Origin of the sequence: Faecalibacterium sp. BCRC 81149, assembly GCF_022750605.1 — a bacterium.
GTDB classification, from domain to species: Bacteria; Bacillota; Clostridia; order Oscillospirales; family Ruminococcaceae; genus Faecalibacterium; species Faecalibacterium duncaniae.
In genome coordinates, this window is the sequence record NZ_QXJA01000002.1 from 398228 (window position 1) to 421222 (window position 22995).

General features: G+C 47.5%; 19 protein-coding genes and 1 tRNA gene. 15 read left to right on the plus strand and 5 right to left on the minus strand.

Features of this window, described 5'->3' with window-relative positions; translation table 11 throughout:
- Positions 1 to 70 precede the first annotated feature (70 nt).
- The 5 genes from uvrB to D3F01_RS04760 all read left to right on the plus strand — a co-directional run bounded on the left by uvrB (position 71) and on the right by D3F01_RS04760 (position 7057).
- Positions 71 to 2128, plus strand: coding sequence for an excinuclease ABC subunit UvrB (gene uvrB, locus D3F01_RS04740; protein WP_005930935.1), 2058 nt, complete (start codon positions 71 to 73; stop codon positions 2126 to 2128).
- On the plus strand, positions 2115 to 4997 hold the full coding sequence (uvrA, locus tag D3F01_RS04745) for an excinuclease ABC subunit UvrA (protein WP_242886259.1): 2883 nt from the start codon (positions 2115 to 2117) through the stop codon (positions 4995 to 4997). Before uvrB ends, uvrA begins: the two co-directional genes overlap by 14 nt.
- Positions 4998 to 5135: 138 nt before the next feature.
- Positions 5136 to 5213, plus strand: a tRNA-Pro gene (locus D3F01_RS04750).
- Positions 5214 to 5372: 159 nt separating this feature from the next.
- The gene (locus tag D3F01_RS04755) at positions 5373 to 6545 is read left to right on the plus strand and encodes an ImmA/IrrE family metallo-endopeptidase (RefSeq protein ID WP_242886261.1); all 1173 of its coding nucleotides are present in this window, start codon (positions 5373 to 5375) and stop codon (positions 6543 to 6545) included.
- Positions 6542 to 7057 carry a DUF4411 family protein gene (locus D3F01_RS04760; protein ID WP_242886263.1) on the plus strand — a complete coding sequence of 172 codons (516 nt, stop codon included), beginning with the start codon at positions 6542 to 6544 and terminating at the stop codon, positions 7055 to 7057. The genes D3F01_RS04755 and D3F01_RS04760 overlap by 4 nt, the downstream gene beginning before the upstream one ends.
- A 6-nt stretch (positions 7058 to 7063) precedes the next feature.
- Here the strand turns inward: D3F01_RS04760 and D3F01_RS04765 are convergent, their stop codons facing one another.
- The 4 genes from D3F01_RS04765 to mobC all read right to left on the minus strand — a co-directional run bounded on the left by D3F01_RS04765 (position 7064) and on the right by mobC (position 10384).
- On the minus strand, positions 7064 to 7357 hold the full coding sequence (locus tag D3F01_RS04765) for a transposase (protein WP_223454733.1): 294 nt from the start codon (positions 7355 to 7357) through the stop codon (positions 7064 to 7066).
- Between the two features lie 137 nt (positions 7358 to 7494).
- Complete coding sequence (locus D3F01_RS04770; RefSeq protein ID WP_242886265.1) at positions 7495 to 8430, minus strand: hypothetical protein; 936 nt, start codon at positions 8428 to 8430, stop codon at positions 7495 to 7497.
- Positions 8431 to 8442: 12 nt separating this feature from the next.
- Positions 8443 to 9978 carry a relaxase/mobilization nuclease domain-containing protein gene (locus D3F01_RS04775; RefSeq protein ID WP_242886274.1) on the minus strand — a complete coding sequence of 512 codons (1536 nt, stop codon included), beginning with the start codon at positions 9976 to 9978 and terminating at the stop codon, positions 8443 to 8445.
- On the minus strand, positions 9950 to 10384 hold the full coding sequence (mobC, locus tag D3F01_RS04780) for a plasmid mobilization relaxosome protein MobC (RefSeq protein ID WP_242886276.1): 435 nt from the start codon (positions 10382 to 10384) through the stop codon (positions 9950 to 9952). Before mobC ends, D3F01_RS04775 begins: the two co-directional genes overlap by 29 nt.
- Before the next feature lie 802 nt (positions 10385 to 11186).
- Between mobC and D3F01_RS04785 the strand changes: the two genes are divergently transcribed.
- Positions 11187 to 12689, plus strand: coding sequence for a class I SAM-dependent DNA methyltransferase (locus D3F01_RS04785; protein WP_242886278.1), 1503 nt, complete (start codon positions 11187 to 11189; stop codon positions 12687 to 12689).
- Positions 12679 to 13257, plus strand: coding sequence for a restriction endonuclease subunit S (locus tag D3F01_RS04790; protein ID WP_242886280.1), 579 nt, complete (start codon positions 12679 to 12681; stop codon positions 13255 to 13257). Before D3F01_RS04785 ends, D3F01_RS04790 begins: the two co-directional genes overlap by 11 nt.
- On the opposite strand, the gene D3F01_RS04795 is transcribed toward D3F01_RS04790, so the two are convergent.
- The gene (locus tag D3F01_RS04795; protein WP_242886282.1) at positions 13254 to 13934 is read right to left on the minus strand and encodes a hypothetical protein; all 681 of its coding nucleotides are present in this window, start codon (positions 13932 to 13934) and stop codon (positions 13254 to 13256) included. The genes D3F01_RS04790 and D3F01_RS04795 overlap by 4 nt on opposite strands.
- A gap of 90 nt (positions 13935 to 14024) precedes the next feature.
- On the opposite strand from D3F01_RS04795, the gene xerA reads away from it, so the two are divergent.
- The 8 genes from xerA (at position 14025) to D3F01_RS04835 (ending at position 22989) form a co-directional block, all read left to right on the plus strand.
- Positions 14025 to 15008, plus strand: coding sequence for a site-specific tyrosine recombinase/integron integrase (gene xerA / locus D3F01_RS04800; RefSeq protein WP_242886296.1), 984 nt, complete (start codon positions 14025 to 14027; stop codon positions 15006 to 15008).
- A 10-nt stretch (positions 15009 to 15018) separates the two neighbouring features.
- The gene (locus D3F01_RS04805) at positions 15019 to 16176 is read left to right on the plus strand and encodes a restriction endonuclease subunit S (RefSeq protein WP_242886303.1); all 1158 of its coding nucleotides are present in this window, start codon (positions 15019 to 15021) and stop codon (positions 16174 to 16176) included.
- A gap of 40 nt (positions 16177 to 16216) precedes the next feature.
- On the plus strand, positions 16217 to 17500 hold the full coding sequence (locus tag D3F01_RS04810) for an FRG domain-containing protein (RefSeq protein WP_242886310.1): 1284 nt from the start codon (positions 16217 to 16219) through the stop codon (positions 17498 to 17500).
- 20 nt (positions 17501 to 17520) lie between these two features.
- Complete coding sequence (locus D3F01_RS04815; protein ID WP_158403585.1) at positions 17521 to 20589, plus strand: type I restriction endonuclease subunit R; 3069 nt, start codon at positions 17521 to 17523, stop codon at positions 20587 to 20589.
- 16 nt (positions 20590 to 20605) lie between these two features.
- The gene (locus D3F01_RS04820; protein WP_158403586.1) at positions 20606 to 21391 is read left to right on the plus strand and encodes a hypothetical protein; all 786 of its coding nucleotides are present in this window, start codon (positions 20606 to 20608) and stop codon (positions 21389 to 21391) included.
- 5 nt (positions 21392 to 21396) lie between these two features.
- Positions 21397 to 21834 carry a hypothetical protein gene (locus tag D3F01_RS04825; protein ID WP_242886312.1) on the plus strand — a complete coding sequence of 146 codons (438 nt, stop codon included), beginning with the start codon at positions 21397 to 21399 and terminating at the stop codon, positions 21832 to 21834.
- Positions 21835 to 21922: 88 nt separating this feature from the next.
- Entirely contained in the window at positions 21923 to 22462 is a 540-nt protein-coding gene (locus tag D3F01_RS04830; protein ID WP_242886314.1) for a DUF6036 family nucleotidyltransferase, read from the plus strand.
- A 14-nt stretch (positions 22463 to 22476) separates the two neighbouring features.
- Positions 22477 to 22989, plus strand: coding sequence for a transcriptional regulator (locus D3F01_RS04835; protein ID WP_242886316.1), 513 nt, complete (start codon positions 22477 to 22479; stop codon positions 22987 to 22989).
- Positions 22990 to 22995 lie beyond the last annotated feature (6 nt).

A 22995-nucleotide genomic window follows, 5' to 3' on the forward strand; every position in this document is an offset into this window, starting at 1 on the left:
TGTGTTATAATCAACATGAAAAGCACAACTATTTGTAGTTCTATCTGAGAACAGAAAGGAGAAACGAGACATGGCCGATGAACAGTTCCATCTCGTCTCCAACTATGCCCCCACGGGTGACCAGCCCCAGGCCATTGAGCAGCTGGTAGAGGGCGTTGAGCGGGGCGACCGCTGCCAGACCCTGCTGGGTGTGACCGGCAGCGGCAAGACCTTTACCATGGCCAACGTGATCGCCCGGTGCAACCGTCCCACGCTGGTGCTGGCCCATAATAAGACGCTGGCGGCCCAGCTCTGCACCGAGTTCCGCTCGTTCTTCCCGGACAATGCGGTGGAGTATTTTGTTTCCTACTACGATTATTACCAGCCCGAAGCCTACATCCCCAGCACAGATACCTACATTGAAAAGGACAGCGCCATCAACGATGAGATCGACCGCCTGCGTCATTCGGCCACGGCGGCGCTTTCGGAGCGGCGGGATGTCATCATTGTGGCATCGGTGTCCTGCATCTACTCTCTGGGCGATCCCATCGATTACCGCAGCATGGTCATCAGCCTGCGGCCCGGGATGCAGATGGAGCGGGATGACCTGTGCAAAAAGCTGGTCACCCTGCAATATGAGCGGAACGACATCAATTTTATCCGCAATAAGTTCCGCGTTCATGGCGACACGGTGGATATCTATCTGGCCTACATGAGCGACCTTGCCATCCGGGTGGAGTTCTTCGGGGATGAGATCGACCGCATCACGGAGTTCAACCCCGTTACCGGCACCCGGCAGAACGTGGTGAAGCATGTGGCCATCTTCCCGGCCAGCCACTACATCGTCAGTGCCGATAAAAAGGCAGCGGCCATTGAAAAGATCCGCGCCGAGTGCGACGAGCAGGTGAAAAAGTTCACCGCCGAGGGCAAGCTCATTGAAGCCCAGCGCATCCAGCAGCGAACGAACTACGACATCGAGATGCTGACCGAAGTGGGGATCTGCAAGGGCATCGAGAACTACTCGGCGGTGCTGTCGGGCCGCGCACCGGGCAGTATGCCCACCACTCTGCTGGATTATTTCCCGGAGGATTTTCTGCTTTTTGTGGATGAGAGCCATGTGACCCTGCCGCAGGTGCGCGCTATGTACGGCGGCGACTACGCCCGCAAAAAGACGCTGGTGGAATACGGCTTCCGTCTGCCGTCAGCCTTTGACAACCGCCCCCTCAAGTTTGAGGAGGTGGAAAGCAAACTGAACCAGATGGTGTTCGTCTCGGCCACGCCGGGCGAGTACGAGCGCCGGAACAGCACCCGGATCGCGCAGCAGGTCATCCGGCCCACCGGCCTGCTGGACCCGCTGATCTCGGTGCGGCCTGTGGAGGGGCAGGTGACCGACCTGTTGGGCGAGATCAACGCCCGCACGGCGAAGAACGAGCGTGTTCTTGTGACCACCCTGACCAAGAAGATGGCCGAGGACCTGACCGACTTTTTGACCGAGCAGGGCATCAAGGTCAAATATATGCACCACGAGGTGGACACCTTTGAACGGATGGAGATCATCAAAGATCTGCGCCTGGGCTCCATCGATGTGGTGGTGGGCATCAATCTCCTGCGTGAGGGCCTGGATCTGCCCGAGGTCAGCCTTGTGGCGATCCTGGATGCCGACAAGGAAGGCTTCCTGCGCAGTGAGACCAGCCTCATCCAGACCATTGGCCGCGCGGCCCGCAACGCCGAGGGTCTGGTCATTATGTACGCCGATGAGGTGACGGACAGCATGGAACGCGCCATCACCGAGACCGAGCGCCGCCGTGCCATCCAGATGGCCTACAATGAAGAGCACGGCATCGTACCTAAGACCATCGTCAAGGCCATTGCGGACAGCATTGAGATCAGCGATAAGGCGGAGAACGCAAAGCGGAATACCCGCCGCATGGGCAAACTGGAGCGGGAAGCTGCCATTGAGCGCCTGACCCGGGAGATGAAGGAGGCCGCCAAGCTGCTGGAATTTGAGCATGCGGCCTTCCTGCGTGACCAGATCGACCGCCTGCGCCGGGGCGAGAACCCCACCGTGGACTCGGATGCCGAGACCGAGCGCAGGCAGAACCATGCACAGACACAGAGAAGAGGGAGAAAGTACCTTGGCAAACGATAAGATCGTCATCAAAGGCGCACGGGAGCACAACCTGAAGAATATTGATCTGACCCTCCCGCGCGAAAAATTCATTGTTATGACCGGCCTGTCCGGTTCCGGCAAGTCGAGCCTTGCCTTCGATACCATTTATGCCGATGGCCAGCGTCGCTATGTGGAGAGCCTTTCCAGCTACGCCCGGATGTTCCTGGGCCGGATGGACAAGCCCGATGTGGATGAGATCACCGGCCTGTCGCCGGCCATTTCCATTGACCAGAAGACCACCAGCCACAACCCCCGCTCTACCGTGGGCACCGTGACCGAAATCTATGATTACCTGCGCCTGTTGTATGCCCGGGTGGGCGTGCCCCACTGCCCGGTGTGCGGCCGTGTCATCAGCCAGCAGACCGTGGATGAGATGGTGGATGCCGTGCTCAAGCTGGAGGACGGCACCAAATTCCAGGTGCTGGCTCCCGTGGTACGCCAGCGCAAGGGCACACAGCAGAAGGAGCTGGATGCCGCCCGGCGGGGCGGCTACTCCCGTGTGAGGATCGACGGCAATCTGTATGATCTGGACGAAGAGATCACGCTGGAAAAGAACATCAAGCACACAGTGGAGATCGTGGTGGATCGCCTTGCCATGCGCAAGGGCATCCGGGGCCGTCTGGCAGATTCGCTGGAAACTGCGCTGGCCCTGACCGGCGGCATCGCTGAGATCGATGTCATCGGTGGGGAGTGCATGACCTTCAGCCAGAACTTTGCCTGCCCGGAGCACGGCATCTCCATCGGGGACCTGTCGCCCCGGCTCTTCTCCTTCAACAACCCCCAGGGTGCCTGTGAGAAGTGCACGGGCCTTGGTACGTTTATGCGGGTAGACGAGGAGCGCATCCTGCCCAATAAGAACCTGTCCATCCGGCAGGGGGCCATCAAGGCCAGCGGTTGGTACTACGCCGAGGGCTCTGTCAGCGAAATGTACTACCTTGGTCTGGGTAAAAAATACGGCTTTACGCTGGACACGCCCATCAAGGATATGAGCACCGAGGCAGTGAACGCCCTGCTCTACGGCACCAACGGCGAAAAGATCGAGATGCACCGAACCAACGAGTTCGGCAGCGGTGTCTACTATAATACGTTTGAGGGCATCGTGGAGAACCTGGAGCGCCGCTTCCGGGAGACCAACAGCGAGTGGATGAAGGAAGAGATCGGCAGCTTCATGTCCGGCGTGGAGTGCCCGGACTGCCACGGCAAGCGCCTGAAGCCGGTGGTGCTGGCAGTGACCGTTGGGGATAAGAACATCAGCGAGTTCTGCGAAATGTCCATCCGGGATGAGCTGAAATTCATTGCCGAAAATGAGCCGAACCTGACCGAGAAGCAGAGGCAGATCGGCGGTCAGATCATGAAGGAGATCCGGAACCGCCTGCAGTTTTTGCAGAGCGTGGGTCTGGATTACCTGACCCTGGCCCGTGCGGCTGGTACCCTGTCCGGCGGCGAAAGCCAGCGCATCCGCCTGACCACCCAGATCGGCAGTGCGCTGTCCGGCGTGCTCTATGTGCTGGACGAGCCCAGCATCGGCCTGCACCAGCGCGATAACGACAAGCTCATTGCGACCCTGAAGAACCTGCGGGACCTCGGTAATACCGTCATCGTGGTCGAGCACGACGAGGATACCATGCGCAGCGCGGACTATATCGTGGATGTGGGCCCCGGCGCGGGCGTTCACGGCGGCGAGATCGTGGCGGCGGGTTCCGTGAAGGATATCTGTAAGGCCAAGCGGAGCATCACCGGCGATTATCTTTCCGGCCGCAAGCGCATTGCCGTGCCCCAGACCCGCCGCACAGGCAATGGAAACTTCCTGACCGTGAAGGGTGCCCGGGAGAACAACCTGCGCAACATTGATGTCCGGTTCCCGCTGGGGGAGTTCGTCTGTGTGACCGGCATTTCCGGTTCCGGCAAGTCCAGCCTGATCAATGAGATCCTGTACAAGACGCTGGCCTGTGAGCTGAACGGTGCCCGCAGCCGTGCGGGCAAGTGCGACGGGGTGGAGGGTCTGGAGTTTGTGGATAAGGTCATTGGCATCGACCAGCAGCCCATCGGCCGCACGCCCCGCTCCAACCCGGCCACCTATACCGGCGTGTTCAACGATATTCGCGCCGTCTTTGCCGAGACCCAGGATGCAAAGATGCGCGGCTATGGCCCGGGAAGGTTCAGCTTCAATGTCAAGGGCGGCCGCTGTGAGGCCTGCGAAGGCAATGGTATCTTGCAGATCGAGATGCACTTTCTGCCGGATGTATATGTGCCCTGCGAGGTGTGCAAGGGCGCGCGCTACAACCGCGAGACGCTGGAGGTAAAGTATAAGGAAAAGACCATCTCCGACGTGCTGAATATGACCGTGGAGGAGGCTGTGGTGTTCTTTGCCAACCAGCCCAAGATCGCCCGCAAGCTGCAGACCCTTCTGGATGTGGGTCTTGGCTATGTGACCCTTGGCCAGAGTGCCACCACCCTGTCCGGCGGCGAAGCTCAGCGGGTCAAGCTGGCCAATGAGCTGGCCCGCCGCGGCACCGGTAAGACGGTGTATATCCTCGATGAGCCCACCACCGGCCTGCACATCGCGGACGTGCATCGCCTGATCGAGGTGCTGCAGAAGCTGGTGGATGCGGGCAACACAGTCATTGTCATTGAGCACAACCTGGATCTCATCAAGTGTGCGGACCACATCATTGACCTTGGCCCTGAAGGCGGCAGCGCCGGCGGCTTGGTGATTGCCGAGGGTACGCCCGAGCAGGTGGCCGAGGTGCCCGGCAGCTTTACCGGCCAGTACCTCAAGCCTCTGCTGGAAAAGGACAGGCAGCTGCGGGCCGCAGAAGCGGAAACTGGCGTAAAAGCAAAAAAGTAAAGCGGCGCTCATACGATGAAAATCATACTTTTCTTGAAAAAATCAGAAAAAGATGCAGAAAAGTGTTGACAAAACCCGGAAAGATGCGTATAATATTTTTTGTCGCCAATGCTTCGGTAGGGAGGCAGAGGACGATATCCGGGTGTAGCGCAGTTTTGGTAGCGCGCTTGAATGGGGTTCAAGAGGCCGTGAGTTCGATTCTCGCCACTCGGACCAAACAAAAATAATCCGAACTTGTTTCCGATAGGAGATGGGTTCGGATTATTTGTTTTCTTCGGAAAATTTAACGCAGGTGTCCGTGAAAGATGAAAATTAAGGATAATGAACTATTAATCGCAAATAATCTGTGCTATAATACTAAAAGGAGGTGTCATAATGCAGATTAACGTGAAGTTGTCTCCAGATGTGCTAGACTGGGTTATGGCACATATTCAACAAGAAAATGTTCCGCGGGATGTTGTAAAGTATTTAACAATATGGAAAAGTGGTGAAAAAGTGCCCACTTTTAATCAGATCGAAAAAGTTAGTAAAGCATCTGGAATCCCATTTGGGTATTTTTTCCTCCAAGAACCTCCCAAAGAAGAATTTCCGTTATTAGAGTACAGAACCATAGATAGCACATCGGCAATGAATCCGAGCAGAAATATTATTGATGTTATGCATGATATGGAACAAGTTCAGGATTGGGCTAGAAATCATGCTATAGAGGAAGAACAGCAGGCTCCAGAATTTATTGGAAGCCAAAAAAACAATGTGGATACTGAAGATTTTGCCGAATATGTCCGAACAGTTTTAGAGTTAGAAATTAAATGGTATGAAAACAGCAAATCAGCTGTAGAGTCTTTTAAAACACTGAGAGATAAAATTAGTCAAGCAGGCGTTATTGTTATGATGAGTGGTATTGTTGGAAATAATACGCATCGACCGCTCGACATAAATGAATTTCGTGCTTTTGCGATGGTAGATGATCTTGTACCATTAATTTTTATCAATTCAAACGATTCGGTTAACGGGAAACTATTTTCTTTGCTACACGAATTTGCTCATATATGTATAGGAAATAATAGTTTATACAATGACAGATATAGCTCTGGAACAAGGGTTAGTAAGGCGGAAAGTGTATCTAATGCAGTGGCTGCGGAAATTTTAGTTCCACAGGTCATGTTTGAGAAAAAGTGGAAAGAAATCGATAAATTTGATGATCCAATTAAAACGATTGATGTGCTTACAAAGTATTTTAGCTGTGGGACGACAGTTATAGCAAGGAAAGCATTAGATAACGGATATATTGATTATTCTGTATATAGGAAGCTGTCACAAATTGCGGTTAATCGTTACAATGAAAAACGAAAAAAGGAAAAAGAGCAAGGCGGTGGCGGAGACTATTATAGAACTGCGGCAAGCCGAATTGATACACGGTTTTTCAAGAGCTTGGTCTCAAGTGTTCACGAAGGAAAAACTTTATACACGGACGCTTTTAGACTTACTAATACCAATAGATCTACCTTTGAAAATTTGGTTAACAAAATGGGGGGTGGGTCGAAGTGAATCAAGAAGTTTTTCTAATAGATACAAATGCTTTGCTGACACCGCATCTTATGTATTATCCGTTTGACCTCGCACCTAGCTTTTGGGAACAGCTAGAAGAAAAACTTAAAGATGGTTCAGTTGTTTTCTTAGATATGGTGAAAAATGAAATAACAGAGGGTCATGATGAACTTTCAAATTGGATGAAGTCATTACAGGGGATAAACATCATTGACCATAGAACTCCCGAAATCATAGAAAAATATAGTAGAGTTTTAGGTGCAGTTCAAAGCAATACATGCTATAAGCAAAGTGCGCTTGCAGAGTGGTCAAGAGAAAGTGTTGCAGATCCATGGCTAATTGCAACTGCGGCAGTAAGAAAATTAACAATAGTAACATTTGAAAAAAAGAATGGTGGTCTGTCACCCAAAAATCCGAGTAAAAATGCTAAAATACCAGATGTGGCGATTGAGTTTGGAGTAAGCGTTTGTGATCTATATTATATGATGAGAAGTTTATCATTTCGTCTTTAATAGAATCTAAATTGCATTATGTGATATAACAAAAACAGGGTGCGCCCGCCCGGACGCACCCTGCCAAAAGCCACAGACAATAACGATATGTACAGCAGGAAGTTCCCCAACGGGAACTTCCTGTTTTTCTTTTCCTGCAAGATGAGCCTGTTCTGTCTGCCATGCGGCAAACTCCCGCTGTCCTTCCTCGCTGTTCCAGCAGGCAAGGATGGCCGGGTAGAATGCCCGTGCTAGACGTTCGATGGCTTCATCGGGGTAAGGGGAAGTGTTTGTGGACTTTTTCTTTTTGTTCAAACGCACGCTCCTTTGATCGTCCCACCGTGGCAAAGCCGGGCGAGAAAATCAAGGTTCCAATTTTTATCAGGCGCAAGGGCGCGGATGCTTTCCGCCCTGCACTTGCGGCTGGTGGCTCGTTGATGGCTTACAAGTGCCTGTCGTTATGCCGTTTTAGAGGATTCACCGCTGGATTCTGCAAGAACTTCGTCCAGCGTTTTCAAAAATTCAAGATGAGGTTTCAAGGCAAAGCGAAGAACTTTGACCTGTTCCGGATGCGTAAGAAGTTTCGGGTTCAAGTCGAACGTAACTTCCCAACTCTTTCGCATGAGAGATTCAGCATTGTGGAGCCGGTAGTACAGTTCGAGAAACTTTTGGGGAACATCATAGTTTTCATCAATGGTGTTGCTGGCGGCTTTCTCTGCCTGCTTCACCGTTATTTTGTTAGGCTTGACTTTCTTCGGCTTCGGCACATAATTCTTGATTTCTTTAAAGATTTCAGCCTGCTCTTCGGGCTTGGCCTTGCCGAGATTTTCGAGAAGATAATCGGGAATGTGCAGTTCCTCGCGGAAGAACCGATCACGGAAACCGGGAGACAGTTCATCCGCAACGTCAACGCCGTGGGCATAGTATTCTGCCCGGCGGACTGAACTTGCGCTGCTGTGATTTTCCTGTGCAATGCGCTCACAGGTTTTCATGGGCTTCTGGTTGTGTTCAGATTGAACACTGCCAGATTTCTTTGCAGTATGCTGATTGCCGCGAAATGCTTCGGTGCGCTTTTCAGAGGAATACTGCTTACCCATAAGGAACTTCTTCTGCTCCGGGGTCAGATTACGCCGCCCTAACTGATTCTTGCAGATCCATGCGAGGACTTCTTCTCTGCTTTCAAACGGGAGCGGCATGGTGGAGAAAGAGATTTCGGGATGTTCCTGAACGATTTCATAACGATTATGGCCATCAACAAGGGTGTTACCCCAAACGATCAAAGGAGAGAGCAACTTGCCTTCTTTGAGGATATTTTCTTCAAGCTGCTTAAATTCATCATCGGTCAGAGGCGGAATCTGGGACTGGAACTCCGGGTCAATTTTCAGATTGATCATACGCACACTCCTTTATCTCTCCTGCTGCGTCTGTTCTTCCTCCCGGAAAAAGGACGCAACATTCTGCTTTGCGGTTTTCAGTTTGAGCAGTTCTTCTTTGGCTTCCTTGTACTGCTCGTAGAACTTTGCCTTTTCGGATGCCAGTTGCTCATACTCGGCTTCCAGTTTTTTCGGGCTGGGCAGCTTGGTGATGTCGTTTGCCTTGAAATAGGCTGCTGCCACCCGGTATGCTGTCAGCTCTGCACGGTGCTGCTCCTCAAAGGCTGCGGGTCGCTTGGCGGTCTTTAACTGCTGTGTGATGTTCTTGGTGCTGGTGTAGGCTGCGACCTGATAGCGCAGTTCTTTGTTGGCTTTCATGCGACCTTCGAGGTCTTTCACCACGGCCAGTGAGTCGTGATACTTGGTTTCCAGTTCAGCGATGCGCTGGTTCAAATCATCCTCGTTGAGCAAATCTTTCTCTTGCAAGAGGATCAGAGTTTGCGACATGGCTTTGAGGTTGAACTTCTTTGCCCAACGTTCGTAGCCAATGCCCTTGCCCTCGGTCAGCTTTGCCTGAATATCAATCAGCTTTGCAAGGTTGGTCGTTTTAGACTGTACCTTGGGTTTGCGCGCTGCGTTTGCGGTCAGGGCAGCAAGCACTTCTGCCTTGTCGAACTTGTCCCCGAGATGTTTCGCTCGGATGAACTTCGTTCTGCCAGCGGGCAGAAAGCTAAGCTGTCCACGGCTTTCCTTGACGGCAATGCCGTACTGCTGCATGAGCCTATCGGAAAACTCCTCAAAACTCACAGCGCGATACAGTACCGAAGAAATCTGTTTCCGCAGGGTATCTTTTACGGTTTCAAACTTCTTCTGCTTGGGCTGCTGTCCGGTTGCGGTAAGGGCTGCGTTCTCACGGTCAAGTTTCAACTGGCCACGTCTGCGCGCCCAATACTCGGCTTCGCTGACACGCTCTTTCGAGCCGTTGAGCAGGTCGATCTGGTACAGTCCGGCACCTTCGCACAGCTCCATGACCTCGACACGCAGGTGCCGCATGGTCTGGGCGGTGCTGGAGTGCTTCATGCCTTCGCACCAGTCGCGGGGCTTCTGCATATAAGGCTTGTGTTCCACTTCTCGTGTTCGGATACTGCCGATCACGATGTGGACATGGATGTTTCCCGAATGGTTATGCCCATCCGGGTGGGTACAGACGATGGCAGGATGACCGGGGAAGTTTTCTTCGCAGAATTTCAGGCCAAGTGCCTGTGCTTTTTCCATGGTCAAGCCGTTGTCGGCTGCATCGCGTGGGTCAAAGCTGATGATATACTGGTGGCTTTTGATATCACCATGCTGGGTGTTCTTGCCATACTTGCGGTTTGCCAGCAGACAGGCCGTTGCGAACGAAAACTCGCCGCACTCAAGGATGTCAAGCAGGTACGAATCCCGCAGCTTCGGCTTGCCGTGCTCATCCAGAAGTTGCTTTCCGGTGAACGCGTCGTGCTGGTAAACGAGGTACGCTTCGATGGCGGTGTAGTCCGAGTTTTTAGAGGCGATATGCTTGAGCGTTGCCATACAGTTCACCCAGAACTTTCTCGGCGTGGAGCCGGAAGGCGGTCAGGTCTGCAAGTTCGTCAAGGAGTTTCGCTCGGATCTGCTCGGTGTCTGCACCGCCAGAATTGAAGTTCCTTGCAAGCTGGTTGAGGTTGGTGCCCACCCTGCTGCACTGAGCAAGCAGGGTGGAAATAGCGGTCAGGGCTTCTTCTCCGCCGCCTGCAACGATGACCGTTTTCTCGATCTTGACGTTGTGGATGGCGCGGCGGATAAAAGTGGAGAGGGAGAGATTCAGGAGTTTGCAAGTGAGTTCCAGTGACGCTTTTTCCTCCGCTGTCACACGGAACTTGATGACGTGCGTTTTGTTGTTCGGCGTGTCGTGGTGCTGGGAATTGCTAGGGATCGATTGAACATTCGTTTTGGTCATTGTACCTCCTGTCTGTTCGATAACTCCTCGGTGAAGTTATGTAAGCACGACACGCCGTTCCATTCGTGCCGTAAGGCACGAATGATGAGCAGGGTTTGGGGCAGGCACGCCCCAACAAGATCACTTCGAAAATGCAGATGCATTGAAGAAGTGAAGTCCCGAATGGACAGGAAATTTTCAAGAATTGAAAATTTGTGGCCACGGGACGGTTCTTGCCCTCTACCGCTGAGATCAAAATCGTTTCCGGGTAATTGTTTCCGAATTGTTAAGGCGTAAAATAAGTAGAGGTTGTGCTGCTCATGTATGTGGGTCACCGTTTGCTCCGAACGAAGTTCCTGCCCCTGTTTTGCAGCGGCGTTGACAAAAAGTCGGTATCACGTCCGGTCGGCTTATGAAATTTTCAAGGTACGTTTCCCATAAAGAAAAATACCGCCCAAGCAGCGCAGCGATGGATTTTGTCGGGGTGAATCGGCGGCAAAATGAATCGGGTGTGTTGCGGGGCGGTTAATCTTTCAGGGATGATCCACGGCGAGGCAGTGTTCAAAATGAACACGACCACATCTTGTGGATGGTTTCAAACTAATCCACAAAATCGGTGGGATTTGTGACAGAGAATATCATGGTTTGCAGGGTGCGTCAAGATGGTTTTGTGAAATTTATTGCGATAAAGTTGTGATAGTAGGACTTATCGGCCGGAAATTGAACCATCTTACAAAGAATTTGTGCGCACAAATTGGAAAATCAGCACATCTGTGCTATACTCAAAGCAGAATTTGTTGAGCTAAAACGGAGGTATTGAACCATGTCAGAGAAAAACACCGCCGACATTGGATTTGAAAAGCAGATTTGGAATGCTGCCTGCGTACTTCGGGGCAATATGGATGCTTCAGAGTATAAGGGTGTCGTCCTTGGTCTTATTTTCTTGAAATATATTTCGGATCGTTTTGAAGATAAGTATAATCAGCTGGTTGCAGACGGTGATGGCTTTGAGGAAGATCGTGACGAGTACACATCGGAAGGAATCTTCTTTGTGCCTGCTGGTGCGCGTTGGAGCGATGTTTCTGCAAAGGCACATGATCCCGAAATCGGTCAGGTAATCGATGATGCAATGCGCGCTATCGAAAAAGAAAACGTGCGCCTGAAGGATATCCTACCGAAAAATTTCGCGCGCCCGGAACTGGATAAACGGCGGTTGGGTGAAGTCGTTGACCTGTTTACGAACATCAAAATGATCGAACATGGCAGCGAGAAGGACATTCTGGGACGCACTTATGAATACTGCCTGTCGATGTTTGCAGAGCAGGAAGGCAAGCGTGGCGGCGAGTTCTTTACGCCGTCCTGCGTTGTGCGGACGCTGGTAGAAGTGCTGCAACCGTTCAAGGGCCGTGTGTATGACCCTTGCTGTGGCAGCGGCGGTATGTTTGTGCAGTCGGCTAAGTTTGTAGAAAACCACAGCGGCAACATCAATGATATTTCGATTTATGGTCAGGATTCTAACCCTACAACGTGGAAACTGGCGCAGATGAACCTTGCCATCCGTGGCATTGAGCCTGACCTTGGCAAGTATGCAGCAGACACCTTCCTTGATGACCAGCATCCCACGATGCGTGCAGATTACATCATGGCAAATCCGCCGTTCAACCTGTCCAACTGGGGTGCAGAGCAGCTCAAAGATGATGTACGCTGGCAGTATGGTATGCCGCCGGCTGGAAACGCCAACTTTGCATGGCTTCAACACATGATCTATCACCTTGCGCCCGGTGGTCGGATGGGCATGGTTCTGGCAAACGGTTCCTTGTCCTCCCAGTCCGGCGGTGAGGGCGAGATTCGCAAGAACATTGTGAATGCTGATTTGGTGGACTGCATTATTGCCATGCCAACGCAGCTTTTCTATACGACCCAGATTCCCGTTTCGCTCTGGTTCATCTCCAAACGCAAAAAGCAGCCCGGCAAAACGCTGTTCATTGATGCTCGTAAAATGGGCGTTATGGTAAGCCGCAAACTGCGCGAACTGACTGATGAGGATATTAAACAGATCGCCGATACCTACAATGCTTATGTTGATGGCACACTGGAAGATGTAAAAGGATTCTGCGCAGTTGTTGATACTGAGAAAATTGCAGAGCAGGATTATATTTTAACGCCGGGTCGTTATGTTGGTGTTGAGGAACAGGAAGATGATGGCGAACCGTTTGAAGAAAAAATGGCTCGGCTGACTTCTGAACTTTCGGATTTGTTCAAGCAATCACATAAGCTGGAAGCAGAAATTAAGGAGAAGCTGGGGGCGATTGGATATGAAATCTGAATGGAAGACATATACAGTCCAAGAACTTATAGATCTAGGGATGCTTGAAGCACCAATGGATGGAAATCATGGAAACTTGCACCCTAAAGTGTCAGATTATGTTTTAGAGGGAATACCATTTATTATGGCTAATGATCTAGTAAATGGAAAAATTGATTATAAGAAATGTGCACATATCACGGAAGCACAAGCTAGGCAACTAAAAAAAGGTTTTGCACATCCGGGCGATGTTTTGTTAACCCATAAGGCAACGATTGGTAGAACTGCACTTGTTGGAAATGAATATGATACAATTGTTTTGACACCTCAAATTACATACTATCGTGTGAAAAAAGGAATATCGAATAGATATTTAAAGGCATACTTTGACTCGAAAGAATTTCAAGAATTGCTGTCGAACTGGGCAGGTTCGGGTAGTACGAGAGCGTATTTAGGAATTACTGCACAAAGAAAGCTACCCATTCTTTTGCCTTCTATAGATATCCAAAACAAAATAGCAAGTTACTGTGAAAGCATTGATGGCAAAATAACGGTTAATTCAATGATAAACGATAATTTAGCGGCTTAGAGCTGAATGCTAGAAACATCGATCTCACCGGACATGAGCTTTGACAGAAGCGTATCTCTGAGACTTGCAAGTTTTTGATTTTCTTCTTGATTTAAAATAATAGTAGAAGCCATCGGGGCGATTATGGAATTAAATCGACTCAAGCTGATATTGTCAGGTAGAAGCAATTTCAGCATTTTCACTCGATCTCTTGGCAATTCTGTCTGCCCTGTACTGCCTGTGTGAAGCGATTCGATCTCCTTCTCGTGTAAAATTCCCCAAAGTCCGATATAGAAAATCAGTTCTTCTCGCGCTGGCCGGACAATAGTCACATGAGAATCCACAGTAAGGCTTTTAGGGGTGAACCAGACTTGTGCAACTCGCCCCAAAGTGCCGTCACCAGTAGAATTAATCAATAAATCACCAAATTGGAGCCATTTTTCATTGATCGCTTTCGGTGTATGGGATCGAGCAAGCGAAAGATCAATCGTGTGATTACGAATACATTTTTGATTGATAACTGTTTGATCAGAATCATTAGAATATTTAGGTGCGATCCCACGCGTTATCAGTGTCGTGATATTTTCCAGTGTGGTATCTTCCCAATTTTCTGGAACAGTACCCCCAAACAAGCTAAAATCTACAAACCAAGACTTGAAAAGAGCAGCTGCCTGCTGCTCTAAATTATCGTTTATCATAATTTTAATAACTCTCACCAGTGGCGGGAGATTCTACGGAGAAACTGCCACTGCTGCCGTTCTCTGAAATCGTAATAAGGAGATACGGCGATGAAAAAACAAATTATCAACGAGATACAGCGAAAAATGCTGCCGTATCTCAATAACGAACAGTTGCTACATTTGAAAGCAGTACTGGAAGTGTCATTTCAAGGTGTCATAATTGAAATGGGGGAAGAGCAGCCAAAGGCTGAGGAACAAGATTCGGCAGCAGCGTTCATTACGGCAAAGCGGATAGAAGGATGTTCCGAGAAAACACTGACCTATTATTCAAAAACTATTGCAGCGATGCTGAATGGCGTGGGAAAATCACCGCAGCAAATTACAACGGACGATTTGCGAAGGTATCTGACGGATTATCAAACACAGCGGCGGTCAAGCAAAGTTACAATTGACAATATCCGGCGTATTCTTTCCAGCTTCTTCTCGTGGCTGGAAGATGAAGATTTTATTATGAAAAGCCCTGTCCGCAGGATTCACAAAGTGAAAACCGCCAAAATCATCAAGGAAACGTATACGGATGAAGCGTTGGAGCTGATGCGTGACAACTGTTCAACAGTACGAGATTTGGCGATTATTGATTTGCTGGCATCTTCTGGAATGCGTGTCGGGGAATTGGTGACACTTAATCGGGAGGATATCAATTTCAACGAGCGCGAATGTGTTGTATTTGGTAAGGGCAACAAGGAACGATTGGTATACTTTGACGCACGGACGAAGATCCACCTTCAAAATTATCTGGATGAACGGTCAGATAGCAATCCAGCACTCTTTGTGACGCTGAAAGAGCCGCACGAGCGATTGATGATCGGTGGCGTGGAAACGATGCTCCGTGAATTGGGACGGCGATTGAAGCTAAATAAGGTGCACCCGCACAAGTTTAGACGGACATTGGCAACGTCAGCGATTGACAAGGGAATGCCGATTGAACAAGTGCAGCAGCTTTTAGGACACCAGAAAATCGACACAACTATGCACTATGCAATGGTAAAACAACAAAATGTGAAATTGGCACATAGAAAATTTATTGGATAAGGTGATATGAATGAAAGAAAAGTTTTTGAGAGAACTTGCGGACATTCAAACAGGACCGTTTGGAAGTCAACTTCATAAAGAAGATTATGTTGCGGATGGAACACCTATTGTCACAGTTGAACATTTAGGGAACAAGATGTTTTCCGAACAGAATTTGCCGCGAGTATCAAATACGGATAAAAATCGATTAAAGAAATATGTGCTAAAACAAGGCGATATTGTATTTAGTCGTGTGGGTTCTGTAGATAGATGCTCGTATGTTGATCAAAAACACGATGGATGGATGTTTTCTGGAAGATGCCTTCGAGTACGCCCAACTAGTGAAATTGATTCCGAGTATCTTTACTACTATTTTTGCTTAGAGGAAACAAAGCAATTTGTCCGAAATATAGCCGTTGGAGCAACAATGCCTTCAATCAATACCAAGTTACTTGGAGAAGTTGTAGTGACTTTTCCGGAACTGGAACAGCAGAAAAGGATTTCTGGAATTTTATCTGCAATCGATAGTAAAATTGAAGTCAATCAAAAGATAAACGATAATTTATCTGATCTTTTGCAAACAATCTATCAAGGACAATTTGGTAAAGTAGGTTTAGCGAACAATTGTGGAATCCTTGCTGACATATGCTCGTATTCCAAAGATAAAATAGAAATTTCCAAACTGAGCCTTGATACTTACTACTCCACTGAAAATATGTTGCCGGAAAAATCTGGCGCAGTTAAAGCTACAAGCCTTCCAACCACATCACAAACCACTGCTTGCCATAAAGGTGACACCTTGATTTCTAATATTCGCCCATATTTCAAGAAAATCGTCTATTGCGAAGATGATTGCGGATGTTCAACCGATGTCTTGTGCTTCAAACCAGTACATCCGCGTTATACAGCGTATTTATTTAGTACACTGTATGCTGACAGTTTTTTTAATTTTATGGTTGCTGGAGCTAAAGGAACTAAGATGCCCCGTGGTGATAAGCAGCAAATTATGACTTATCCTGTTGTGCTTCCATCAGAAAAAGATCTTAGTGAGTTCAATTCTGTTGCAACTCCTATTCTGACGCAAATTTATTCAAATAGAACTGAATCCGAAAGGCTTTCAGCTATACGGGACACACTTCTCCCTAAACTTATATTAGGTGAGATCGATGTTCCTAGCATTCAGCTCTAAGCCGCTAAATTATCGTTTATAAAAGAAATGAAGGAATAACATGGATAATTCAGACAAAACACGAACCAGTAGCCATGACAGTTGGGCTGTCTGGGATCTGAATGGCTATTTGGACGGAATTTCGCTGATAAAGAATGAAATGGCTAATGTAGAACCCGAAGAGAGCGCGAAGCATTATTTCTTTCGAGGACAAGCCAGCTATGATTGGAATGTTATGCCGGGAATATTTCGTAACGGAATGTTGGCGCACGAGTATGATATGATTCGTGCTGCGTACATACGGAACCCAAGAGACTTCGGCGATACGATGACGGCGTTTGAAAAGCTTGCAAAGTTGCAGCATTACGGACTGCCAACAAGACTATTGGATGTTACAGAAAATCCATTGGTTGCTCTGTTTTTTGCGTGCCAGACCAATCAAGATATATCGATTTCAGATGGGAAGACTGTGTTGTTGCCGCCAACAGACGGACGCGTTTATTTTAAGCAGGAGTATGGAAAATCGTATGACGATGACGAGATTAAGGTTCTGTCCTATTTGGCAACAGAAAAGATAACAGGAAACTTCAAGTTGGAAACGTTACTCGACAAGCTTCAGAAGGAAGGCATCTATTCAAAAGCTGATGCGGTCAATTGCAGAAAAAATGGATACAAGAGTATCATTGAAATCATTCAGAACAACTATTTTGTTTTATCAAATCTTAATAACGAACGTTTGATAAGGCAAAATGGCTCATTCTTGATCTGCGGACAATATAATATTCAGATCGCAGGAGAGGGGGCTGGAGAATACATTATAAAAAGAGCCTATAAAAATGTTCGGGATGAATTTGATGAATTCAGCTTTAGAATCCCGGCAGAATCAAAAGAGCACATTCTAAGGGAGTTGGATTTTTACAATATAAACGAAGGAAGCCTGTTCCCTGAATTGGAACACCAAATGGCGTATATAAAAGATGTACATGTAAACATGCCATCCCTACAAAATGAGCCATTTGAAATGTTTGATGTGGCTTCAATGAATGGTGATACTGCAACACTGGAGAAAACACCACATGTCGAAGATAGTCAAATCGTTAGAGACATTTTGAAAGAGAAAATCAATCCGATTCTTTTTGATGAATGCTATGTTGCAGTTCAAGAAAGCTTGATTCCTGATTGGTACAACAAAGAAATCGGGCAGAGTAAGGCACGAAAAGCCTTAGCAGATGCCTTACAGAAATATTCATCGATGGAACGCCCTATGGCAAAAACTGTGTCAAAGTCAATCATTGACGATATAGTTGATGCCATCACAAAAGAGCTCGAAAAAAATCAAGATTGATTTATTGGTGGAGAAAGAATATGCTTTTCAATGAAGACACCTTTGAACAAGCCATAATCGAATTGTTTGAGAACATGGACTACACCCATATCTATGCTCCTGATATGAACCGGACGGATTACAGCCGCCCGCTGCTGGACGATGTTTTGCGGGATTGTCTGGTGCGGCTGAATCGCAGCCTTCCGGCTGTGGCGATTGACGAAGCGATTTTGAAGCTGAATGATTTTGATGCTGGAAGTCTGTTGCAGAAAAACATGGTTTTTATGGACTATCTGCAAAACGGTATCACGGTCAAATATGCAGTCAAGGGTGAAGAACGGTCTTCGGTAGTAAAGCTGATTGATTATGCAGATGCAGACAAAAATGATTTTTATGTGGTAAACCAGTATGCCTTCGTGGAAAATGGAAACAACCGCCGTCCGGATATTATTTTGTTTATCAATGGTTTGCCGTTGGTTTTGATGGAACTGAAAAGTCCTTCCAAGGACGAAGTGGGTGCAGAAAACGCATACAACCAGATTCGGAATTATATGAAGGATATTCCTTCGATGTTCTATTATAATGCAATCTGCGTAATCAGCGACCTTTCGAGCAACAAGGCGGGAACAATTACTTCTGGACTTGACCGTTTTATGGAATGGAAAACAAAAGACGGTGATTATGAAAACACTGCGTATGCGCAGTTTGATACTTTCTATGAGGGGATGTTCCAGAAAGCCCGGTTGCTAGATATTCTGAAAAATTTCATCCTGTTTTCCGGTGATGGGCAGAAGCCGATTAAAATTTTGGCTGGGTACCACCAGTATTTTGCAGTGCGAAAAGCTATCGAAAAGGCCAAGATTGCCACTAAAACGGATGGCAAGGGTGGTGTGTTCTGGCATACGCAGGGCAGCGGGAAATCGCTGTCGATGGTATTCTATGCCCATTTGCTGCAAGAAGCTTTGGATAGCCCCACCATCGTTGTGATGACTGACCGCATCGACCTCGACGATCAACTCTACACGCAGTTCGCCAAGTGTGCGCCGTTTTTGCGCCAGACACCTGTACAGGCAACCAGCAAGGAAAATCTAAGTAAGCTGCTGGATGGTCGAAAAGCAAACGGCATTATCTTCACCACGATGTTCAAGTTTGAGCGTGGCGAGAAGCCACTGTCCGAACGTAGAAATATTGTGGTAATGGCGGATGAAGCCCACCGTGGACAGTATGGTTTTGATGAAAAAATTGTCATCAAAGAAAATGAACAGGGTGAAAAAGAAGCACATACGGTCATTGGCAATGCCCGTATCATTCATGATGCTCTGCCGAATGCAACTTACATAGGCTTTACAGGAACACCTATTTCGGCAAAAGATAGAAATACGCGTGAAGTTTTTGGTGATTATATCGATATTTATGATATGACACAGGCGGTGGAAGATGGTGCAACGCGTCCGGTTTACTATGAGAGCCGCGTTATCAAACTCCACCTTGACCAAAATACGCTGGCCTTGATTGATGCGACCTACGATGCGCTGGAACAGCAATCGGACGCTGCAACGATTGAAAAAAGCAAAAAGATGTTGGGGCAGATGGAGAGTGTGCTGGGGGCAGACTCTACCATTCAATCGCTGTGCGAAGATATTGTCAACCATTACGAAAAGTACCGCGCTAATCTTTTGACGGGCAAGGCGATGATCGTGGCGTATTCGCGCCCGATTGCGATGAAGATTTATCGAAAACTTCTGGAGCTGCGCCCGACATGGAACGAAAAAATCGGCGTAGTTATGACGGGTGGCAACAATGACCCGGAGGATTGGAAAGAAATCATCGGCACAAAATCTCACAAAGAAGAACTTGCCCGGAAATTCAAAGACAACGATGACCCGATGAAGATTGCCATTGTTGTGGATATGTGGCTGACAGGTTTTGATGTGCCTTCACTGGCTACGATGTATGTTTACAAACCAATGCACGGATACAATCTGATGCAGGCCATCGCGCGTGTCAACCGCGTGTTTAAGGACAAAGAGGGCGGCTTGATTGTAGATTACGTTGGCATTGCATCTGCCCTCAAAGCCGCTATGAAAGAGTACACCAAGCGTGACCAGTCCCGATATGGCGATATGGACATTGCCAAAGTTGCTTATCCAAAGTTTCAGGAAAAGCTTCAGGTGTGCAAAGATTTGTTGCACGGCTTTGATTTCAGCGGGTTTATTGGCGGTTCTCCGTTGATGATGGCAAAGCTGGTCACTGGCGGCGTAAACTTTGTTCTGGACGCAAAAGCACCCAAGCGCAAAGATCTGTTCCTGCGAGAAGCTCTGTTGCTGAAACAGTCGCATTCGCTGTGTTCCAGCATGACCACGGAGCGGGAGCGACATGAAGCGGCCTATATGGAAGCAGTCCGTTCTACGGTGGTGAAGATCACCTATGGTGGGAGTGGCGGTAAGACACTTTCTTTGAAAGAAATCAATGCTCAAATCAATGAGTTGCTAAAGGCGAGTATCCAGAGCCAAGGTGTGATAAGCCTGTTTGACAGCAAGCAAGCTGATGAAAATATCAGCTTGTTTGACCCGGCGGTGCTGGATGAAATCTCCAAAATGAAAGAAAAGAACATCGCTGTGGAAATTTTGAAAAAACTTATGGCAGAGCAAGTTTCACTGTATAAACGGACAAATGTTGTGCAGTCTCAGAAGTTTTCAGAAAAGATTACACAGTTGATGAACTCTTACTACAATGGCTTGATTACAAACGAGGAGGTCATCAAGGAACTTCTGAAAACGGCACAGGAGATTACAGAACTGTATAACAACGGTAAAAAGCTGGGCTTGACGCAGGAAGAACTGGCTTTTTACGATGCTCTGACAAAGCCGGAAAACATAAAGGACTTCTATCAAAATAATGAATTGATTGACTTGACCAGAGAACTTACGGAAATGCTGCGCAAAAATCGGACGATAGACTGGCAGAAAAAAGAAACTGCCCGTGCGAGTATGCGTAAGATGGTGAAGCACTTGCTGAAAAAATATAAGTATCCACCGGAAGATTATGATACGGCAATCAGCACGGTCATTAGCCAGTGTGAGATGTGGACGGATAAGATGATGGCATAAAAAAGAGGATGAACAAATGAAGTTTTGTAATTTTCTTCTTCGAGTTGATGGCATTCGTGAGGCATCATTGGAAGATATGAAAGATGTTGTTGCAAAAGGAAATCATATATTTCGGCCGCAAAAGCAGAAGTATTTATATTCTATTGATATGGATATTATAGAAGAAAGATTTTTCTGGATGGCATCTGACTACGATGATGCGGTACGCTTTAGAGACTATGTCATAAATAAAAAAACAGGTGAGAAGATGCCGAATCCACGTTCAAAAGAACAGGTTGAACCGAGACAACAATTTTTTGCGTGTTATGATGCACAGAAACATTTTCTTTATATGAATGACTACAATAAGAAGGGATTTGTTGAACAATATTTAAGTGACACCCTACAAAAGGAATTTAGGATAAGTAATATTTATACATCATTAGATGATTTTTGTAAGAACATTAAAACTATTCGTGGATTTCAATATACGCAAGTGGATAATGTATTCAGCCGTGGAGGAACATTGTTTTCTCAAGTTGGTAACATCTGGGGACAGGACTTGCCAAGCAAGCTTCAACTAAAAATATCGTATGGAGACCTTCCAATACATGGAGGAGGAAAAGGTCTAGTAGATCGTATTTGTCGGCATCGTGAAGAATTTGAAGATGTTGTTATAATCGGATGTGATGAAAGTGGTATAGAGCAAACATTTGATTTTTCGTCTGTTCTAAAACATTTTTTAATTCAACCAACAAAAGATGAAAATGAGCATTTTGAACCTGATGAAGTAAGGGAACTGCTGCTTGCAAAACTGAGGTGACAGTGGTGGATAAGGAGCATAAAATATTTCTGATAGGGTGCTTTATAACAGTTTCAATAATAGCCTACTTATTGAATTGGAATTTTGATAATATGGCAGACACGGCAACTACGCTAGTATCAATAGCTGTAGGCGTATATATTGCTGCTGCATCAGCTCTGCTTGGGAGTCCATATGCGAAGGAACTGAAACAGACAACAGATAAAAAACGGCCATCAAATACATTGTTAGGAACGCTTCTTGACTACTTTAGACATGCGGGAAAATTGGGGATCACAACTGTTATAGTAAGCTGTTTATATAAGATTCCAGCGACATACGACGTCCCGGTAATAATTGTACGCATAGGTTCTGCGGTTGCGTATGGAATCTTCTTTTGCAATATTTTGTTTTTATGGCTCGTTTTTGTTTTCTTGGTTAACTCCATAGGGAAATCTGTATAAACTTTATGGTTGACTCTTGACAATAAGCTGTCTTTCTCGTAAAATTGTTTTAGAAAATACTATTATTGAAAATATGAAAGGCTGTTTTATGGTAAAGTTGATCTTAGATGACCTTCGCAAGCGTCTGGAACGTCTGGATGAAGATGCTGACCTGATGATCGACAACAATGACCGCTACCAGATGGTGATTGTAGGCGGCAGTGCGTTCATTTTGCTGGGCAAGTTGACCCGTGCCACCCATGATATTGATGCCTTGAGCGTTCCGAAAGAACTGTACAGCTTGCTCGGTAAGTACGACATCAACACCGATGTGGAAGCCTATATCGACAATTTTCCGTACAACTTCCAAGACCGGCTGCAGCCGCTGCCCTTTGGTGGCACAAAGGTGCAGTTCTACACACCCAGTCTGGAAGATTTGGTGATTGCAAAGCTGTGCTCTTTCCGGGACACCGACAAAGCAGACGTAGAGAGCGAGGCCGTGCGGAACTCTTTGGACTGGGATTTGCTGGAACACCTTGCAACGGATGAAGATGAACTGAAAGCCAGCATCTTGAACGACTGGCGGTATCGGGATTTTTATATCCGTTATCAGGAGTATGTGGAGAGGTGGAGACCATGCGAAAGCTGACATTTGAGGGTTTCTTGAAGCAGTATGTGGCAGAGCTTTCCGGGGTGCAGACGGCTAGTATTCATAAGCTGGCAGATTGTCTGAGCGAGAATCCCCGCCTGAAAGAACCGCTGTTTCTCTATGCTTTGGCCTATGATAAAGTAGAACTGCTGCTCCGCTACACCGCAAACAGCACGATTGCTGCGGAATATGAGCAACTTTCTAATCTCTATTCGCTGGAGCAAATGCTGGTGCTTCTTGAAAAGCAATCATCAGAACTGCCGGAAGGCTATTTGAAGGTTTGGCGCAGCTATTGCTCGGTGCGGGATGCCGCCCTTGCAGACAATGACACGAAAGAACTGATCCATCGCCGGGTATTGGAACTTCAGCAAAAAAAGAAATTGACGAATTATCGTCTTTACAAGGACTTGAAGCTGAATCCGGGCAATGTGAATGCATGGCTCAAACACAACGATTCCAGCAAAATGAGCCTTGACTGTGCACGGCAGATCTACAAGTATGCAAAAAGCTACCCGGCTGTTCGATAAGAAAAA

Excerpts from the sequence above, each read along its gene's own strand:
- mobC (WP_242886276.1), bottom strand. The coding sequence starts at position 10,384 with ATGACCAAAACGAATGTTCAATCGATCCCTAGCAATTCCCAGCACCAC.
- D3F01_RS04770 (WP_242886265.1), bottom strand. The coding sequence starts at position 8,430 with ATGATCAATCTGAAAATTGACCCGGAGTTCCAGTCCCAGATTCCGCCT.
- D3F01_RS04790 (WP_242886280.1), top strand. The coding sequence starts at position 12,679 with ATGAAATCTGAATGGAAGACATATACAGTCCAAGAACTTATAGATCTA.
- D3F01_RS04755 (WP_242886261.1), top strand. The coding sequence starts at position 5,373 with ATGCAGATTAACGTGAAGTTGTCTCCAGATGTGCTAGACTGGGTTATG.
- D3F01_RS04775 (WP_242886274.1), bottom strand. The coding sequence starts at position 9,978 with ATGGCAACGCTCAAGCATATCGCCTCTAAAAACTCGGACTACACCGCC.
- uvrB (WP_005930935.1), top strand. The coding sequence starts at position 71 with ATGGCCGATGAACAGTTCCATCTCGTCTCCAACTATGCCCCCACGGGT.
- D3F01_RS04795 (WP_242886282.1), bottom strand. The coding sequence starts at position 13,934 with ATGATAAACGATAATTTAGAGCAGCAGGCAGCTGCTCTTTTCAAGTCT.
- xerA (WP_242886296.1), top strand. The coding sequence starts at position 14,025 with ATGAAAAAACAAATTATCAACGAGATACAGCGAAAAATGCTGCCGTAT.
- D3F01_RS04820 (WP_158403586.1), top strand. The coding sequence starts at position 20,606 with ATGAAGTTTTGTAATTTTCTTCTTCGAGTTGATGGCATTCGTGAGGCA.
- D3F01_RS04785 (WP_242886278.1), top strand. The coding sequence starts at position 11,187 with ATGTCAGAGAAAAACACCGCCGACATTGGATTTGAAAAGCAGATTTGG.
- D3F01_RS04830 (WP_242886314.1), top strand. The coding sequence starts at position 21,923 with ATGGTAAAGTTGATCTTAGATGACCTTCGCAAGCGTCTGGAACGTCTG.
- D3F01_RS04805 (WP_242886303.1), top strand. The coding sequence starts at position 15,019 with ATGAAAGAAAAGTTTTTGAGAGAACTTGCGGACATTCAAACAGGACCG.
- D3F01_RS04815 (WP_158403585.1), top strand. The coding sequence starts at position 17,521 with ATGCTTTTCAATGAAGACACCTTTGAACAAGCCATAATCGAATTGTTT.
- D3F01_RS04810 (WP_242886310.1), top strand. The coding sequence starts at position 16,217 with ATGGATAATTCAGACAAAACACGAACCAGTAGCCATGACAGTTGGGCT.